Annotated in this window: 14 protein-coding genes; 7 read left to right on the forward strand and 7 right to left on the reverse strand. The window is 72.3% G+C overall.

Features of this window, described 5'->3' with window-relative positions:
• Positions 1–41 precede the first annotated feature (41 nt).
• The 3 genes from ACFC51_RS06875 (at position 42) to ACFC51_RS06885 (ending at position 4,321) form a co-directional block, all read left to right on the forward strand.
• Positions 42–1,505: a sodium:solute symporter gene (locus ACFC51_RS06875; RefSeq protein WP_376527327.1), complete on the forward strand. Its 1,464-nt coding sequence runs from the start codon at positions 42–44 to the stop codon at positions 1,503–1,505.
• A gap of 168 nt (positions 1,506–1,673) precedes the next feature.
• A complete protein-coding gene (gene speB / locus ACFC51_RS06880) occupies positions 1,674–2,642 on the forward strand; it encodes an agmatinase (protein WP_376367048.1) in 969 nt (322 codons plus the stop codon).
• The gene (locus ACFC51_RS06885; RefSeq protein ID WP_376527329.1) at positions 2,639–4,321 is read left to right on the forward strand and encodes a thiamine pyrophosphate-binding protein; all 1,683 of its coding nucleotides are present in this window, start codon (positions 2,639–2,641) and stop codon (positions 4,319–4,321) included. Before speB ends, ACFC51_RS06885 begins: the two co-directional genes overlap by 4 nt.
• A 35-nt stretch (positions 4,322–4,356) precedes the next feature.
• Here ACFC51_RS06885 and ACFC51_RS06890 read toward each other — a convergent pair whose 3' ends face one another.
• On the reverse strand, positions 4,357–4,713 hold the full coding sequence (locus ACFC51_RS06890) for a hypothetical protein (protein ID WP_376367044.1): 357 nt from the start codon (positions 4,711–4,713) through the stop codon (positions 4,357–4,359).
• Between the two features lie 188 nt (positions 4,714–4,901).
• Here ACFC51_RS06890 and ACFC51_RS06895 point away from each other — a divergent pair, with 188 nt between their 5' ends.
• The 3 genes from ACFC51_RS06895 to ACFC51_RS06905 all read left to right on the forward strand — a co-directional run bounded on the left by ACFC51_RS06895 (position 4,902) and on the right by ACFC51_RS06905 (position 10,765).
• A complete protein-coding gene (locus ACFC51_RS06895; RefSeq protein WP_376527332.1) occupies positions 4,902–8,645 on the forward strand; it encodes an ABC transporter ATP-binding protein in 3,744 nt (1,247 codons plus the stop codon).
• 120 nt (positions 8,646–8,765) lie between these two features.
• Positions 8,766–9,191, forward strand: coding sequence for a hypothetical protein (locus ACFC51_RS06900; RefSeq protein ID WP_376367040.1), 426 nt, complete (start codon positions 8,766–8,768; stop codon positions 9,189–9,191).
• A 77-nt stretch (positions 9,192–9,268) separates the two neighbouring features.
• Positions 9,269–10,765, forward strand: a complete 1,497-nt coding sequence (locus ACFC51_RS06905) for a S28 family serine protease (protein WP_376367038.1) — start codon at positions 9,269–9,271, stop codon at positions 10,763–10,765.
• 73 nt (positions 10,766–10,838) lie between these two features.
• Here ACFC51_RS06905 and ACFC51_RS06910 read toward each other — a convergent pair whose 3' ends face one another.
• The 4 genes from ACFC51_RS06910 to ACFC51_RS06925 form a co-directional block, all read right to left on the reverse strand.
• Positions 10,839–12,677 (reverse strand): glycoside hydrolase family 3 protein, encoded by a 1,839-nt coding sequence (locus ACFC51_RS06910; RefSeq protein ID WP_376527335.1) that lies wholly within the window; start codon positions 12,675–12,677, stop codon positions 10,839–10,841.
• Between the two features lie 146 nt (positions 12,678–12,823).
• Entirely contained in the window at positions 12,824–14,125 is a 1,302-nt protein-coding gene (locus ACFC51_RS06915) for an MFS transporter (RefSeq protein ID WP_376367035.1), read from the reverse strand.
• On the reverse strand, positions 14,122–14,730 hold the full coding sequence (locus ACFC51_RS06920; protein WP_376367033.1) for an ArsR/SmtB family transcription factor: 609 nt from the start codon (positions 14,728–14,730) through the stop codon (positions 14,122–14,124). Before ACFC51_RS06920 ends, ACFC51_RS06915 begins: the two co-directional genes overlap by 4 nt.
• A 104-nt stretch (positions 14,731–14,834) precedes the next feature.
• On the reverse strand, positions 14,835–15,749 hold the full coding sequence (locus ACFC51_RS06925; RefSeq protein WP_376367031.1) for a LysR family transcriptional regulator: 915 nt from the start codon (positions 15,747–15,749) through the stop codon (positions 14,835–14,837).
• A gap of 98 nt (positions 15,750–15,847) precedes the next feature.
• Here ACFC51_RS06925 and ACFC51_RS06930 point away from each other — a divergent pair, with 98 nt between their 5' ends.
• Entirely contained in the window at positions 15,848–16,750 is a 903-nt protein-coding gene (locus ACFC51_RS06930; protein WP_376367029.1) for an EamA family transporter, read from the forward strand.
• Between the two features lie 23 nt (positions 16,751–16,773).
• On the opposite strand, the gene ACFC51_RS06935 is transcribed toward ACFC51_RS06930, so the two are convergent.
• Together ACFC51_RS06935 and ACFC51_RS06940 are read right to left on the reverse strand one after the other, a co-directional pair.
• Positions 16,774–17,562: a sugar phosphate isomerase/epimerase family protein gene (locus ACFC51_RS06935; RefSeq protein ID WP_376367027.1), complete on the reverse strand. Its 789-nt coding sequence runs from the start codon at positions 17,560–17,562 to the stop codon at positions 16,774–16,776.
• A gap of 105 nt (positions 17,563–17,667) precedes the next feature.
• The gene (locus ACFC51_RS06940) at positions 17,668–18,243 is read right to left on the reverse strand and encodes a GAF domain-containing protein (RefSeq protein ID WP_376367363.1); all 576 of its coding nucleotides are present in this window, start codon (positions 18,241–18,243) and stop codon (positions 17,668–17,670) included.
• Positions 18,244–18,245: the final 2 nt, after the last annotated feature.

Raw genomic sequence — 18,245 nt, forward strand, 5'->3', positions numbered from 1 at the left:
CACCCCCGACCCCTGAGCGGAAACGAGACGGAGGAAAGCCCATGGCTGTCGACTACGCGGTGATCGTGGTCTATCTGGCCGGCATGCTCGCCATGGGCTGGTGGGGCATGCGCCGCGCCAAGTCCAAGAGCGAGTTCCTGGTCGCGGGACGGCGGCTCGGCCCCTGGATGTACTCCGGCACCATGGCCGCGATCGTCCTCGGCGGAGCCTCGACGATCGGCGGCGTGGGCCTCGGCTACCAGTACGGGCTCTCCGGCGCGTGGATGGTCTTCACGATCGGCCTCGGGCTGCTCGCGCTCTCCGTCTTCTTCTCCGCGCGCATCGCCCGGCTGAAGGTCTACACCGTCTCCGAGATGCTCGACCTGCGCTACGGCGGACGGGCCGGAGTCATCTCCGGCGTCGTCATGTGGGCGTACACGCTGATGCTCGCGGTCACCTCGACCATCGCCTACGCCACCATCTTCGACGTCCTGTTCGACGTGAACCGGACCGTCGCGATCATCCTGGGCGGCGCCATCGTCGTCGCGTACTCGACGCTCGGCGGCATGTGGTCGATCACGATCACCGACATGGTGCAGTTCGTCGTCAAGACGATCGGCGTCCTGCTGCTCCTCCTGCCGATCGCCGTCGTCAAGGCCGGCGGCTTCAGCGAGATGAAGGCGGAGCTGCCCACCGAGTACTTCGACCCGCTGGGCATCGGCGGCGAGACGATCTTCACGTACGTCCTGATCTACACCTTCGGCATGCTGATCGGCCAGGACATCTGGCAGCGCGTGTTCACCGCCCGCAACGACCGCACGGCGCGCTGGGGCGGCACCGTCGCCGGCACGTACTGCCTGGTGTACGCGGTCGCCGGTGCGGTCATCGGCACGGCGGCGAAGGTCATGTACCCGACGCTGCCCAGCGCGGACGCGGCCTTCGCGACGATCGTGAAGGACGAACTGCCGGTCGGTGTGCGGGGGCTGGTGCTCGCCGCCGCGCTCGCCGCGGTGATGTCCACGTCCTCCGGCGCCCTGATCGCCTGCGCGACCGTGGCCAACAACGACATCTGGTCGCGGCTGCGGGGTGTGGTCGCCAAGGACGACGGCGTGGAACGGGACGAGGTGAAGGGCAACCGGGCCTTCATCCTCATCATGGGCGTCGCGGTCATCGTGATCGCCATCGCGCTCAACAACGTCGTCGAGGCGCTGACCGTCGCCTACAACCTGCTCGTCGGCGGGCTGCTGGTGCCGATCCTCGGCGGGCTGCTCTGGCGCAGGGGCACGGCGGCGGGCGCGCTGGCCGCCGTGGCCGTCGGCGGTGCCGCGGTGATCGGGCTGATGGCGGGATACGGAATCCTCGCCAACGAGCCCGTCTACTACGGACTGCTCGCCTCGCTCGCGGTGTACGTCGTCGTCTCCCTGGCGACGAAGCCGACGGACGCGGCCGTGCTCAGCGCCTGGCGCGAGCGGCTGGCGGGACGTGGGACCGAGGAGACGGCCGCCCCGGACCCCGTCGGCGTCTGACCGGCCACCGAAGCGGGCCCGCAGGGCCACCGAAGCAGGGCCCGAACGGCCACCGAGGCAAGGGCCCGCAGGGCCACCGAAGCAGGGGGTCCGAACGGCCCCTGACAGACTGAACACCGTATGAACGCCCACAAGGCGTGCATGGCTGAACGAAAGGCACCCGCACCCATGAGCAGCAACGAAGCGCCGCGCGGCCCCGTCGACTCCTCCCGCGTCCCGCGGTACGCCGGACCCGCGACGTTCGCCCGGCTGCCGCGGCTCGACGAGGTCGGCACCGCCGATGTCGCCGTCGTCGGCGTGCCCTTCGACACCGGTGTCTCCTACCGGCCCGGCGCCCGCTTCGGCGGCAACGCGATCCGCGAGGCATCCCGGCTCCTGCGCCCCTACAACCCGGCGCAGGACGCCTCCCCCTTCGCGCTCGCCCAGGTCGCCGACGCGGGTGACATCGCGGCCAACCCGTTCAACATCAACGAGGCCGTCGAGACCATCGAGGCCGCCGCCGACGACCTGCTCTCCACCGGCGCCCGGCTGATGACGCTCGGCGGCGACCACACCATCGCGCTGCCGCTGCTGCGCTCCGTCGCCAAGAAGCACGGCCCCGTCGCCCTGCTCCACTTCGACGCGCACCTGGACACCTGGGACACCTACTTCGGCGCGGAGTACACCCACGGGACCCCGTTCCGCCGCGCCGTCGAGGAGGGCATCCTCGACACGGAGGCGCTGTCCCACGTCGGCACCCGCGGCCCGTTGTACGGCAAGCAGGACCTGGACGACGACGCCAAGATGGGCTTCGGCATCGTCACCTCGGCCGACGTCATGCGGCGCGGGGTCGACGAGATCGCCGACCAGCTGCGGCAGCGCATCGGCGACCGGCCGCTCTACATCTCCATCGACATCGACGTGCTCGACCCGGCGCACGCCCCCGGCACCGGCACGCCCGAGGCCGGCGGCCTGACCTCGCGCGAGCTCCTGGAGATCGTGCGCGGACTCTCCTCCTGCCACCTGGTCTCGGCCGACCTCGTCGAGGTCGCCCCGGCGTACGACCACGCGGAGATCACCTCCGTCGCCGCCTCGCACACGGCGTACGAGCTGACGACGATCATGTCCCGCCAGATCGCGGAAGGCCGCACCAAGTGAGTCACGACCACGACGACCGGCCGCAGCTCACAGCCGCGCAGGCGGAGGCGGCCCTGAACCCGCCGCCCGGCCGCAACGGCGGCGACCTGGTCGTCGAGACCCTCCAGGGACTCGGCGCCACCACCGTCTTCGGGCTGCCCGGCCAGCACGCGCTCGGCATGTTCGACGCCCTGCGCCGCTCCTCGCTCTCGTACGTCGGCCTGCGCGTCGAGAACAACGCGGGCTTCGCCGCCGACGCCTACGGCCGGATCACCGGTGAGGTGGCGCCCCTGCTGCTCTCCACCGGTCCCGGCGCCCTGACCTCGCTGGCGGCCCTCCAGGAGGCGGCCGCGGCCTCGGCGCCCGTGCTGGCGATCTCCAGCCAGATCCCCACCGCCGGACTCGGCGGTGGGCGCCACGGCTACCTGCACGAGCTCCGCGACCAGAAGGCGTCCTTCCGCGACATCGTGAAGTCGGTGCACACCGTACGCACGGCCTCGCAGGTCCCCTCCGCGATCGCCGCCGCCTGGGAGTCCGCGCTGACGGCCCCGCACGGGCCGGTCTGGGTCGAGATCCCGCAGGACGTGCTGCTCGCCGAGACCACCCTGCCCGTCGTCAGCGCGCTGGACGCCACGCCCCGTGAGCTGTACCCGCGCCCGGAGCTGACCGTCGCGGCCGCCCACCTGCTGTCGAAGGCCGAGCGCCCGGCGATCATCGCGGGCGGCGGGGTCGTGCGCTCCGACGCGGCGGGCAAGCTGCTTGCCCTCGCCGAGAAGATCGACGCCCCCGTCGTCGCCACCTTCGGCGGCAAGGGTGCCTTCCCCTGGGAGCACCCGCTCTCGCTCCAGTCGTGGCTGGAGGACCGCTGGACCACGGACTTCCTGGAGTCCGCGGACGTCCTGCTGGTCGTCGGCTCGGGACTGGGGGAGCTCTCCTCGAACTACCACACGTTCGCCCCGCGCGGCCGCGTCATCCAGATCGAGGCCGACGCCGGGAAGCTGGAGTCCAACCACCCCGCGCTCGGCATCCACTCCGACGCGCGCGAGGCGCTCGCCGGCCTCCTGGACGCGGTGGAGCCGCGGAAGGACGACACCGCGGCGGAACGCGTCCGGGAGCTGCTGGAGCGGGTCCGCGAGCGGATCGCCGCCCAGGACCTCACGCTGGAGCAGCGGGTGATCGCCTCCGTCCGCGAGGCACTGCCCGACACCTCGCCCAGCTTCTGGGACATGACGATCCTCGCCTACTGGGCCTGGTCCGCCTTCGACGCCCGCCATCCGAACACGATGCACTCGGCGCAGGGCGCGGGCGGTCTCGGCTACGGCTTCCCTGCCGCCATCGGCGCCGCCGCGGCCGACCGCACCAGGCCCGTGCTCGCGGTCTCCGGCGACGGCGGCGCGATGTACTCGATCGCCGAGCTCGCCACCGTGCGCCAGTACGACCTGCCGGTCACCTGGCTGATCGTCGACGACGGGGGCTACGGCATCCTGCGGGAGTACATGACGGGCGCCTTCGGCGAGGCCACCGCGACCGAGCTCTCCCGCCCGGACTTCGTCGCCCTCGCCGAGTCCTTCGGCGTCCCCGCGGTCCGTACGACCCCGGAGACCCTGGCCGCCGACCTCGGCAAGGCCCTCGCGGCCCCCGGCCCGTCGGTGGTGGTGCTTCCCGCGCTGCTGAAGATGTTCGAGCCGACGCACCTCTAGCGGAGAGGGGGCCGGGCTCCGGCCCGGCCCCCGCTTCAGCCGGCCTTGCCGATCGTGGCCTCCTGCGTCGTGCGGCCCTCGTGGAAGCGGCCCTGCAGCACGGTGTCGCGCAGCGAGCCCGGCAGGCCCCTCCCGGAGGGCAGCAGATCCGGGAGCGACCGGAACACCACGGCGGCGGTGGCGCCCTGCCCCCTGTTCCTGGCCGCCAGCAGGTACTTCCCGGCCATGTGGAGGTGCTCGGTCAGGTGCTTCGACGGCTCCAGGGCGAGCTTCTTCAGGACCTCCGCCCTGCCGAGCGAGTGGTGCTCGCCCTCGCCCAGGCGCTGCAGTTCCGCCAGTGCCGCGTACAGCCGGCCGCAGAGGTGGGCCTCCGCCCCGAGATCGTTCGCCATCGCCTGCCCCGTCCTTCGGTCCCGTACCGGTAGGTGCGTGATCATCCGTACCCCGGAGGTCCTAGGACCACCCGCCCTCTTCTCCGCCCATCGGCCGAGAATTGTTGCGGAAGGATGAAATCCGCATCCGGCCGCGTTGGGGACATGCGGTAGGTCAGGCGGGGCGACGGGGACATCAGGAGGCACGGGTGGCGGGCGCGGAGCAGCAGGGCGCGGAGCAACAGGGGTGGGGCAGGCGGCTGGGCGGATACGCCTGGCGCTACCGCCGCAACGTCGTGCTGGCCCTGGGGTCCTCCCTCGCGGGCATGGGCGTGATGGCCCTCGTCCCGCTCATCACCAAGGTGATCATCGACGACGTCGTCGGCAGCCACACCCGCTCCCTCGGCGTGTGGACCGGCCTGCTCATCGGTGCCGCCCTCATCGTCTACGCCGCCACGTTCGTGCGCCGCTACTACGGCGGCCGGCTCGCTCTCGACGTCCAGCACGACCTGCGGACCGAGATGTACGACACCCTCACCCGGCTCGACGGGAAGCGGCAGGACGAGCTCTCCACCGGGCAGGTCGTGGGGCGTGCCACCAGCGACCTGCAGCTGATCCAGGGCCTCCTGTTCATGCTCCCGATGACCATCGGGAACGTCCTGCTCTTCCTCATCTCCCTGGTGATCATGGCGTGGCTCTCGCTGCCCCTGACGCTCGTCGCCCTGGCCGTCGCCCCCGCCCTCTGGTTCATCGCCCGCCGCTCCAAGGCCCGGCTCTTCCCCGCCACCTGGTACGCCCAGAGCCAGGCGGCGGCCGTGGCCGGAGTGGTCGACGGAGCCGTCTCCGGCGTCCGGGTCGTCAAGGGGTTCGGCCAGGAGGAGCAGGAGGCCGGGAAGCTGCGCGAGGTCAGCCGCAGGCTCTTCGCAGGCCGTCTGCGCACGATCCGGCTGAACTCCCGCTACACCCCGGCCCTCCAAGCCGTCCCGTCGCTCGGACAGGTCGCGATGCTCGCCCTCGGCGGCTGGCTCGCCACCAGGGGCGAGATCACGCTCGGCACGTTCGTCGCCTTCTCCACCTACCTCGCCCAGCTCGTCGGCCCGGTCCGGATGCTCGCCATGGTCCTCACCGTCGGCCAGCAGGCCAGGGCCGGTGTCGAGCGCGTCCTGGAGCTGATCGACACCGAGCCGTCGCTGAAGGACGGCACCAAGAGGCTCCCGGCCGACGCGCCCGCGAGCGTCGAGTTCGACGACGTCCGCTTCGGCTACGACGAGGACCGCCCGGTCCTCGACGGGTTCTCCCTCACCATCGAGCCGGGCGAGACGGTGGCCGTCGTCGGAGCCTCCGGCAGCGGCAAGTCCACCGTCTCGCTCCTGCTGCCCCGCTTCTACGACGTGTCGCACGGCGCCGTACTGGTCGGCGGCCACGACGTCCGGGAGCTGACCCAGGACTCGCTGCGGGCCGCGATCGGCCTCGTGCCGGAGGACAGCTTCCTCTTCTCCGAGTCCGTCGGCTCCAACATCGCCTACGGCTACCCGGGTGCCACCCAGGAGCAGATCGAGCGGGCCGCGCGTGCCGCCCAGGCGCACGGCTTCATCTCCGCCCTGCCCGAGGGGTACGACACCAAGGTCGGGGAGCACGGGCTCACCCTCTCCGGAGGGCAGCGCCAGCGCGTCGCGCTCGCCCGCGCCCTCCTGACCGACCCCCGACTCCTGCTGCTCGACGACGCCACCTCCGCCGTCGACGCACGCGTCGAGCACGAGATCCACGAGGTCCTGGCCCAGGTCATGGAGGGCCGCACCACCCTGCTGATAGCCCACCGCCGCTCCACCCTCGGCCTCGCCGACCGCATCGCCGTCCTCGACCAGGGCCGGCTCGCCGACATCGGCACGCACGCGGAGCTGGAGCGCCGCTCGGCGCTCTACCGCAGGCTGCTCACCGACCCGGACGAGATGGGCGGCACCTCTCCCGGGCACCTGCCGACGGTCGCCCCGGCGCCCGAGGACGACCGCGCGCTCCAGGAGGAGCTGGACGCCGAGTTCGACGCCGAGACCGGTGTCACCCCCGGGCTGTGGATCCGCAAGGAGGAGCAGCGCGACGCGGCCGCCTCCGGCATGCCCGCCACCCCGGAGCTCCTCGCCCAGGTCGAGGCGCTCCCGCCGGCCACCGACACCCCCGCCATCGACGAAACGAGCGCGGCGCGCCCGGAGAAGTCGTACGGCCTGCGCCGGCTGCTGCACGGCTTCGGCCTCCCGCTGCTCGTGAGCCTGGGGCTGGTGGCCGTCGACGCGGGCATGGGCCTGCTGCTGCCCGTGCTGATCCGGCACGGGATCGACGACGGTGTCACCAAGATGGCGCTCGGCGCCGTCTGGGCGGCTGCCGCCCTCGGCCTGCTCGCCGTCCTCGTGCAGTGGGCGGCGCAGATCGGCGAGACCCGGATGACCGGACGCACCGGTGAACGCGTGCTGTACTCGCTGCGCCTCAAGATCTTCGCGCAGCTCCAGCGGCTCGGCCTCGACTACTACGAGCGCGAGCTGACCGGCCGGATCATGACCCGCATGACGACCGACGTCGACGCGCTGTCCACGTTCCTTCAGACCGGTCTGGTCACCGCCTTCGTCTCTCTCGTCACCTTCCTCGGCATCACGGTCGTGCTCCTCGTCCTCGACGTCGAGCTGGCCCTGGTCGTCTTCGCGACGCTGCCGCTGCTGATCGTCGGCACGTTCTTCTTCCGCCGCAAGAGCGTCACGGCGTACGAGCTGGCGCGGACCCGCATCAGCGTCGTCAACGCCGACCTCCAGGAGTCCGTCGCCGGGCTGCGGATCGTGCAGGCGTTCCGGCGCGAGCGCGACGGGGCCGAGCGGTTCGCGGCGCGCAGCGACCACTACCGCCAGGCCAGGGTGCGCGGGCAGTGGCTGATCTCCGTCTACTTCCCGTTCGTGCAGCTGCTGGCCTCGGTCGCGGCGGCCGCCGTGCTGATCGTCGGCGCGGGCCGCGTCGACAACGGCACCCTGACCACGGGCGCGCTGGTCGCCTATCTGCTCTACATCGACCTGTTCTTCGCCCCCGTGCAGCAGCTCTCCCAGGTCTTCGACGGCTACCAGCAGGCCAGCGTCTCCCTCGGCCGGATCCAGGAACTCCTGCGGGAGCCGACCTCCACGGCCGATCACGACGAGCCGCAGGACGTGACGTCGCTGCGCGGCGAGATCGCCTTCGAGGACGTGTCCTTCGCCTACACCGGCGAGGAGGAGGCCCTCACGGGGATCGACCTGCGCATCCCGGCGGGCCAGACGGTCGCCTTCGTCGGCGAGACGGGAGCGGGCAAGTCCACCCTGGTCAAGCTCGTCGCCCGCTTCTACGACCCGACGAGCGGACGGGTCACGGCCGACGGCACGGACCTGCGCCGGCTCGACAGGACCGCCTACCGCCACCGCCTCGGAGTCGTGCCGCAGGAGGCCTACCTCTTCGAGGGCACGATCCGCGACGCCATCGCCTACGGCCGGCCGGAGGCCACCGACGCACAGGTGGAGGCGGCGGCCAGAGCGGTCGGCGCGCACGAGATGATCGCCACGCTGGAGAGCGGCTACCTGCACGAGGTGGCCGAGCGGGGCCGCAACCTGTCCGCCGGGCAGCGCCAGCTGATCGCGCTCGCCCGGGCCGAGCTGGTCGACCCGGACATCCTGCTGCTCGACGAGGCGACCGCCTCCCTCGACCTGGCCAGTGAGGCGCAGGTCAACCAGGCAACCGACCGGCTGGCGGGCCGGCGCACCACGCTGGTGGTGGCCCACCGGCTGACGACGGCCGCGCGCGCCGACCGGGTCGTGGTGATGGACGGGGGCCGGGTCGCCGAGGACGGCACCCACGACGAGCTGCTGGCCAGGGACGGCGCGTACGCCCGGCTGTGGCGCACCTTCATAGGGGAGGGCATCGGGGAGGACACCCCGGCGGGCGTCTGACCTCGTGACCCCGTCCCGCAACCTCCGGACGCCCTTCCCGCGTCGTAGACCCGTGCGTACGTGCGTCCGGCCAGGGAAGGTGTGTTCGATGAAGCGGGCGGGGTGGACAGGGTGGACGGTGTGACGAGGCCGGTGAGGCCGGTGGGTCCGGAGAGGCGGCCGGGAGGCCGGCGTGCGGCGGTGGTGCTGCTCGTCCTGCCGCTGCTCGGGGCCCTCGGCCTCGTGACGGGTCCCGCCGGCTCGGCCCCCGCCCACGCCGCGTCGGCCTGCTCCGGGCGGCTGGTCAAAACGGTGACGTTCCCGACCGGTTCGCTGCGTGTGTACAAGAGCCGCGCCTACGCCTGCGCCGTCACGGTCGCCAGGAAGCCGGGGGCGCGACGGGCGATGCGGGTGTCGCTGCAGCCGAGGGGCGGACACGCGGTCGTCGACAGCGGCGGCTTCACCAGGCTGGCCGGCCCGGTCACGGTGCACGCGCTCAACCGCTGCGTCCGTGCCTCGGGTGCGGTCGGAGGGTCCTCGGGGTCCACCGGGTGGATCCTGTGCTGACACGCGGGTGGGTCTGGCGTGGCAGGCGGTGCCCCCGCTAGGTTCACGGCGACTGTCGTGAATCAAGGGGAGGGTGCATGCGCAAGGCGCTCAGAGGCATTCTGTCGCTCGCGGTGCTCATAGGCACAGTGAGTGCGACCGGGGCCTCGGCCGGTGCGGCCACCGCCGCGGAACCGGCCGCGAAGCAGAGCAGCTCGACCGGCAGCGGCTCGGCCACCAGCGGCGAGAACAGCAGCGAGGACATCAAGGACCGCATCCTGGCCATCCCGGGCATGAGTCTGATCGAGGAGAAGCCGTACCCCGGTTACCGCTTCTTCGTCCTGAACTACACCCAGCCGGTGGACCACAGGCACCCCTCCAAGGGGACCTTCCAGCAGCGCGTCACGCTGCTGCACAAGGACACGGCCCGGCCCACGGTCTTCTTCACCAGTGGCTACAACGTCTCGACCAACCCCAGCCGCAGTGAGCCGACGCAGATCATCGACGGCAACCAGGTCTCCCTGGAGTACCGGTTCTTCACCCCGTCCCGCCCGTCACCCGCCGATTGGTCGAAGCTCGACATCTGGCAGGCGGCCAGCGACCAGCACCGCGTCTTCACGGCACTGAAGAAGATCTACTCGGAGAACTGGCTCACCACGGGCGGCTCCAAGGGCGGCATGACCGCCACCTACTTCGAGCGCTTCTACCCCAAGGACATGGACGGCGTCGTCGCCTATGTCGCGCCCAACGACGTGGTCAACGACGAGGACTCCGCGTACGACCGGTTCCTCGCGCGCGTCGGCACCGAGGAGTGCCGGGACAGGCTGGCCGGGGTCCAGCGTGAGGCGCTCGTCCGCCGTGCGCCGCTGGAGAAGAAGTACGAGGCGTACGCAGCCGGGAACGGCCTCACCTTCGACACGGTCGGCACGCTCGACAAGGCGTACGAGGCCGTCGTCATGGACTACGTCTGGGCCTTCTGGCAGTACAGCCTGCTCGCCGACTGCGAGAGCATCCCGGCCGACGCGGCGCACGCCACCGACCAGGAGATCTGGGACTCCGTCGACGGCATCTCGGGCTTCTCCGCCTACGCCGACCAGGGGCTGGAGACCTACACGCCGTACTACTACCAGGCCGGCACCCAGCTCGGTTCGCCCGACATCCGGCAGCCCTGGCTCGGCAAGCTCAGCCGCTACGGCTACCAGCCGCCGCGCAGCTTCGTGCCCCGCTCCATCCCGATGACGTTCCAGCACTCGGCGATGCGTGACGTGGACAGCTGGGTCAGGAACAACGCCCGGCACATGCTGTACGTCTACGGCGAGAACGACCCGTGGGGCGCCGAGCCCTTCCGCCTCGGCAAGGGCGCCAGGGACAGCTACGTCTACACCGTGCCCGGCGGCAACCACGGCTCCAAGGTCGCCGGCCTCGTGGCCGACGAGAAGGCCCGGGCCACCGCGGCCATCCTCCGCTGGGCCGGGGTCGCCCCCGCGGCCGTCGAGGCCGACCCGGCGAAGGCGAAGCCGCTCGCGAAGTTCGACGCCCGTCTCGACAAGCGGGACGACGAACTCCAGCGGAACCGGGGCACGCTGAGGCCGTAACAGGCCCGTACGGCTCCGAGGCGGGCCGCGTCCGCCGGGTGTGAGCACACCCGGCGGACACGGCCCGCCGGTCTCAGGACCTGTACGACAGGCCGTAGCCGACCGGGTAGAGCGCCTGCGCGGGGGCGTCCGCCCGCTGCACCGGCACCGGGAGCCGGCCCTTCGGTTCCGCCCGGCCCGCGATCACCCGTACGGCCGCCCGGAGTTCGACATCGGTCCAGGAGTAGGCGGCCAGGCTCGCGGTGTACCCCGTCCCGGCCAGCTGGGCGATGTCGTACGGATTCCGGATCGCGACCGTGATCACCGGGACGCCGGTCGCCGCGAGGGCGCTGACCAGGGTGCGCTGCGTGCTGGTCGCCGTGACGTTGTACGTGCCCACGACCACGGCGTCCTTGCCCTGTGCCGCGGCCACCGCCTCCGCGATCTTCGCCTGGGTCGGGGCGGTGCCGGTGGACAGCGCGGTCGCCGTGTACCCCAGCTCCGTGAAGGCCCCGGCGAGGGTGGTCGTCGGGGGACCCGTCGTGCCGCTGGGGGAGGCGGGATCGGCCCCGACCACCAGCAGGTTCCTGTGGGACCGGCGGGACAGCGGCAGCAGCGCGCCGGTGTTGGCGAGCAGCGTCGTCGTGCGCTCGGCGATCCTGTCCGCGTCGGCGAGGTGCGACCGGATGCCGACGGTGCGGTCGACGCCCCGGTGGGTGACGTACGGGTCGCGGAACAGGCCCAGCTTCGTCTTCAGCCGCAGGATGCGCAGAATCGATTCCTCGATGCGGGCCTCGCTGATCTCGCCGCTGCGCACCGCGTTCAGTACGGCGTTCCAGGCGACCTTCAGGTCCGGCGGGTTCAGCAGCTGGTCGACGCCGGCCAGCAGCGCGAGGACGGGCACCCGCTCGTCGCCGTACTTCGTGCGTACGCCCTCCATCCCGAGGGCGTCGGTGACCACCACACCGTCGTAGCCGAGTTCCTCGCGCAGGATGCCGGTGAGGATCGGGTGCGAGAGGGTGGCCGGGTCCTCCGACGGGTCCAGGGCCGGCACCACGATGTGGGCCGTCATGATCGAGTCGATCCCGGCGGCGACGGCGGCCCGGAACGGCGGTGCGTCCAGCTCGGCCCACTGCTCGCGGGTGTGGCTGATGACCGGCAGGCCGGTGTGGCTGTCGGTGCTGGTGTCCCCGTGGCCCGGGAAGTGCTTGGCCGTCGAGGCGACGCCCGAGCTCTGATAGCCCTTCACCTGCGCGGTGACCATCCCGGCGACCGAGTCCGGATCGGAGCCGAAGGAACGCACGCCGATGACCGGGTTGGCCGGGTTGACGTTGACGTCCGCGTCCGGCGCGTAGTTCTGGTTGATGCCCAGGGCCGCGAGCTCGGCCCCGGCGATCCGGCCCGCCGTGCGCGCGTCGGTGCGTGAACCGCCCGCACCCAGCGCCATCGCGCCCGGCAGCAGCGTCGCGGGCTCGCCCACCCGGCACACGATGCCGTGTTCCTGGTCCGTGGAGACGAGGAGCGGCACCGGGGTGGGTCCGGCGAGCCCGGCCCGCTGGATGCCGTTGGAGAGGTCGGCGATCTGGTGCGGGTCGCGGGTGTTGTGCGCCCAGGCGAAGTAGATGATGCCGCCGACGTGGTACGTGGAGATCAGCTCGGTGGCGTCGCGGACCCCGATCTCCTTGAGGTTGGCGTCGATGTCCGCCTGGTCGGGCTCGGTGGCGGAGTGGCCGTACACCCGCATCACGAAGAGCTGGCCGACCTTCTCCTCCAGGCTCATCCGGGCGATGAGCCGCTTGAGACGGCTGTCCGAGGACGTGCGGGCGGCGGCTGCCTGCGCGGTGCCGGGGAGGGCGGCGACGCCGGTGGCCGCGGCCACGGCTGTCGCCGCGGTGGCGGTGAGGAGGGTGCGTCTGGAGGTGCGGTGGTGCACGTGAGCCCCTTCCGGTGCTGAAAGAAACTTCCAAGAAGGTACGGATATATGGAAAGTAACTACCAGTCAAGAGGGCCGCCCGAGAACGGCCGGGACACGCGGGGAGCAGGGGGGACATGCCCGGACATGGGTGCGGCGACCGGGCCTCAGCCTCCGGCCGGGCCGGAAGGCACCGCCGTGGTTGCTCCCGCTCTCGTCCCCGGCAGCTCGGCGCACCGCAACGACCGGGTGCTGAATCCGACGAGTGCCCCGAGCGCCACGAACGCGGCGCTGACGGTGAAGACCGGCTGCGTCCCCCATGCGGCGATGGCCGCTCCGCTGAGGGGATACGTCAGCGGAGCGAGGCCCAGCGAGGACAGGGCCGCCACCGAGCTGACCCGGCCGAGGTACGCGGGATCGGCGGCCGTCTGCAGAAGGGCCGCGCACAGGGCCCCGCTGAGTCCGGCGGTGAGGCCGATGGTGATTCCGACCCCGACCGCGACGCCGAGGGAGGGGGCGAAGGCGAGCGCGCCGATGGCCACCGCCCCGAGAGTCAGACAGCCCTGTTGCACGAGCCCCGCGCGCGGGAGGTGGCCGCGGGCGGTCAGGAGGAGGGAGGCACCGGCCGCCCCCAGGCCGAAGCCGCCCACGATCCAGCCGAGTCCGGCGGCGCCCCAGCCGTGCTCGTCCGCCAGGAGGGTCAGGCCGATGTTCAGCGGTCCGGCGAAGCCGAGGTCGCCTATCGCGATGACGAGCACCAGCGGAGCCAGGACCCGGTCGCGCCGAATGTGCCGGAGCCCGTCGGCGAGGTCGTGCCACGGGGTGCCACGCGCCCCGGCCTGCTCGCCGTCGGCCCGGGGGAGGGGTGCGACCTTCAAGGCGATCAGTAGCGGCACTGACACGGCGAACATGGCACCGGCGACCGCGAATGCGGAGGCCGGACCCCCCATTGCCAGCGCCAGACCGCCGAGCGGCGAACCTCCGATGGTGGCCGCACGGGTGGCGAGGCCCCGGAGGCCCTGCACACGGGCCAGTTGGTCCGGCCCTGTGATCCGTGGCGGCAGAGCGCCGACCGAGGGCAGGAACAAGGCGTCCACCGCCCCGAAGACCAGACCCAGCAGCACCAGCAACCACACGCCCGGGGTCGAGACGGCCAGGATGCCCGCCATGGCCAGGATCACCGCGCAGCGCGTCAGGTCGCTGCCGATCATCACCCTGCGCGGCCCCAGCCGGTCGGCCAGCACGCCTCCGCCCAGCATGAGGACGACGCGCGGCAGGGATCCTGCGGCCAGGACCATCCCCGCCTCGGCGGGGCCGCCGACGTGGATCGCCGCCCAGGAGAGGGCCAGGAAGTACACGTTGTCGCCCAGGAGCGAGAGGGTGAGCGCGCCGAGCCAGCGCAGCACGTTCGCGTCCCGGTGGGCGGGCGGCGATCCGGCCGGGGCCGGTATCGCGCCGGGCTCCGTCATGCCGTGCCGCCGGGGGAGCGGTAGGGGAAGCCGTACAGATGAAGGGCGACATGCTCGCGGCCCGTGGTGCCGCCGGCGGCCTCGGCAGCCCGGCCGCGTTCGCCGTAACGCTGCACGAGCGCTGCGATCTCCTGGCCCAACTCCGCCAGTTCCGCCGCGGTCAGCCGCGGTGTGTACTCGGAGCTGAACGCGGCGTCGGTCCACTCCTCGGACCATGCCGCCTGCTGGTCGAGATAAGCGGAGTACCGCTCCGCCCGGGTCGAGAGCAGATGGCGTGTCACCTGTCCGACCACCGCCGCGCCCTCGGGGTCCCCCGTGAAGTCGGAGCTGCGGAAGCTCCACCCCCGGTCCGACGTGAGCTTCCACCAGCGTTCGCGACCGTCCGTGCTCAGCTCCGGTGCCTCGACGAGAAATCCGTGGGCCGCCATCTTGCGCAGGTGGTAGCTGACCAACGCCACTGCCTCGTCCACCTGCTCCGCGAGCTGGGAGGCGGTGGCGGCCTCCTTCGTCCTCAGGTGTCGGTAGAGGGCGATGCGCAGGGGATGGGCGAAGACCTTCAGCGCGTCGAGATCGGTGATGCTCTGCGTCTTCTTCTCCGTGGCCATGTTCCTGAGCCTAGGCAGAGAGGAAAATATGCACAATAAAAATTGCGCAATAATTGTTGTGTATTCATGAGAGGTCGTCAGGAGTGCCGCTCCGCTCCATCCCCTCACCGGGCCGTGCGGAGCACCTCGGCCGCCGCTCCCCGCAGCGTCGCCACCGCCGCGATGATCGCGGGCCGCCGCGCCGCCTCCGTCCGCCACAGCGCGTACAGCCGCCGCACCGGCACGGGGTCCAGGTGCACCGCGACCACGCCCTCCGGCAGCGGACCCCTGCCCAGCCGGGGCATCATCGCCACGCCGAGCCCGGCGGCGACCAGGGCCAGCTGGGTGTGGTTCTCCTCGGCCTGGTGCCGGATGTCCGGCTCGCACCCCGCCGCACGCAGCGTCCGCAGGAGCCAGTCGTGGCACACCGTGCCCGGCGGCTGGCACACCCACCGCTCGGAGGCCAGCTCCTCCCGCCGGACCGCCTGGCGGCCGGCGAGCGGATGCCCCTGTGGCACCAGCAGGTCGCACCGGTCCTCACCGAGCACCGCCTGTGCGAGGCCCTCCGGTGCGGGCAGCGGGCTGATGTCCCAGTCGTGGGCCACCGCCAGATCGACCACGCCCTTCGCCACCAGGTCGACGGAGAGGTGCGGATCGACCTCGGTGAGCCGTGCGTCCAGCGCCGGATGCTCCCGCCCCAGCTCCGCCAGTACCCCGGGCAGCAGTCCGCGCGCGGCGGAGGCGAACGCGGCGATGGAGAGCCGTCCCGTCGGCTGCCCCCTGCGCTGTTCGAGCGTCGTCTCGGCCTGCTCCACGATGGCCAGCAACCGCTGTGCGGTGGACGCCAGATGGAGCGCCTCCTCGGTGAGCGCCACGCCGCGACCGCGGCGTTCCAGGAGCGTCGTGCGGGTCTCCCGCTCCAGCTTGGTGATCTGCTGCGAGACCGCCGACGCGGTGTAGCCGAGCGCGGTCGCCGCGCCCGCGACCGAGCCGTGGACGGAGACGGCGTGCAGGGCGCGCAGCCGGGACAGATCGAGCACCGGGACCCCCGAACGGAAGGAAGCGTGAGCAGCGCTTAATCCAACCATGAAGAAATCCGCGCTGGTGCTACATGGTCCCGGCGTCGGATGCTCGGTCCATGCGTCCCCTCCACATCGCCCTGGCCGCGCTGGTCGCCGCCGTCTGGGGTGTGAACTTCGTCGTCATCGAGGTGGGTCTCGCCCACTTCCCGCCCCTGCTCTTCTCCGCCCTGCGCTTCCTCGTCGCGGCGCTGCCCGCCGTGTTCCTCGTCGGCCGGCCCACGGTGGCCTGGAAGTACGTCATCGGCGTCGGCCTGGCACTGGGCGTGGCCAAGTTCGGGCTGCTCTTCATCGGGATGGACCAGGGCATGCCCCCCGGGCTCTCCTCCCTCGTCCTCCAGGTCCAGGCCGTCTTCACCGCCCTGTTCGCGGCCCTGGTCCTCTCCGAGAGGCCCGGCAGGACACGGGTCCTGGGGATGGGGGTCGCGCTCGCGGGGATCGGGGTCGCCGCCGTCGACGAGGGGGCGGGCGGGCCCGTGCTCGCCTTCGCGCTGGTGATCCTGGCGGCCGCCTGCTGGGGCGTCTCCAACGTGATCACCCGCAGGGCGGCCCCGCCGGACTCCCTCAACTTCATGGTGTGGGTCTCGACCGTCCCCGTACTGCCGCTCCTCGGCCTCTCCCTGCTCTTCGAGGGGTGGGACCGTGACGCCGAGGCCCTGACCTCGCTCGACTGGGCCGGCGCCGGAACCGTCGTCTACGTCGCCTGGATCTCCACCGTCTTCGGCTTCGGAGCCTGGGGCTTCCTGCTCCGCCACCACCCGGCCTCGTCCGTGGCCCCCTTCACCCTGCTGGTGCCCGTCTTCGGCATGTCGTCGGCCGCGCTCCTCCTCGGCGAGGAGGTCGGCCCGCTGCGGTGGTGCGCCGCCGCGCTGCTGGTCGGCGGGGTGGCCCTGACCTCCCTGACCGGCCCCCGCCGTGCCGCCGCACCACCCGTGCCGGTGATCGAGGAGGCGCGGGTCTGACCCGGCTCCGGGGGAGCTCCTGCCTACTGCTTCGGGGCGCCGAGCCCCAGCAGGTGCTCCCGGCCTGCGGCCAGCAGGCCGGGCAGCTCGGCCGCCTCCGGGTACCAGCGCTTCTCGTACTCCCAGCAGACCCACCCGTCGGAGGCGGGCGTGTCCAGGCACTCCTTCAGCGGCAGCGTCCCGGCACCGAGCGCCAACGGCGTGGTGTCCTCGGCCGACGCGATGTCCTTCACCTGGACGTATCCCAGGTGCGGGGCCAGCACCGCATGGGTGGCCGCGGGCTCCTCGCCCGCGAGCCAGGTGTGCATCACGTCCCAGATCGCACCGATCTGCCCGTGCCCGACCGTTCCCACGACCCGCGCCACATCCGCCCCGGCCCGGTGCGAGTCGTGGGTCTCCAGCAGGATCCGCACACCCAGGTCGGCGGCGTGCGGCGCGGCCGCGCCCAGCCGCCGGGCGGCGGTCGCGTCCGCCTCCGCCGCGTCCTGGTCCCCGCCGCCCGGGAACACCCGGACGTACGCGGCCCCCAGGTCCCGGGCCAGCTCCACCAGCTCGGTGAGCGCCGAGAGCACCGGCCCGTCCTCGCCCTCCGCGGCGACCCTCACATATCCGGCGACGGTCAGCACCTCGACCCCGCCCCGCTTGAACTCCTCCACGACGGCGGCCCGTTCGGGAGCGGTGAGACCCGGGTGGACCGGCTCCTCGGGATGGGCGCGCAGCTCCACCCCGTGGTAGCCGTTCCCGGCGGCGAGCCGCACCACGTCCGCCACGGGCATCCCCGGAACTCCGAGGGTCGAGAAAGCGAGCTTCACGGTGTGTCCTTCCACAGGGGGCCGGCGCGCGGAACCGCCCGGCTCCCCGGCTCCTGCCCTACGGACCCGGCCGTCACTCCCGCGCGACGCCCAGCGTACGGGCCCTCAGCCCGTGCCCCGCAGGAGCCGTTCCAGGCTGCCGAGCAGCTGCAACGCGTCCTCGCGCCGTTCGCCCTCCAGCACCCCCGCGTCCGCCTGCTGCGGGGCGAGCACCCGCAGCGCGGCCGCCGCCTGCCGGGCGAACATCGCCAGCAGATCCAGTTCACGGACGTCCGACCGGGCCTGGGGCGAGGGGTCCAGCACCTCCAGCACCCCGAGGACACGCGCGTCGCTGATCAGCGGGGCGGCCATCAAGGCGTCCGGGACGTACTCCGTCGACTCCGCCAGCGACCGGTCGAAGGACGTGTTCCGGCTCAGGTCGTCGACGATCATCGGCTCGCCCGAGGTCGCCACCCAGCCGGCGATGCCCCGCCCCGCGGGGAACCGGCGCCCCACCAGGAACTCCTCGCCCTCTCCGGAGACCGCCTGGAAGACCAGTTCGTCCGCCTCCTCGTCCAGCAGGCAGACGGAGCTCGCCGCCGCCCCGAAGATGGCGCGCGCCACGTCGACGACCGACTGGAGCAGCTCGTGCCGGGCGGCATCACCCGGGCCGGGTACGGGGAAGGACGCCGGAGGGAGCATGG

It is taken from the genome of Streptomyces sp. NPDC055962 (assembly GCF_042270185.1).
GTDB lineage: Bacteria > Actinomycetota > Actinomycetes > Streptomycetales > Streptomycetaceae > Streptomyces.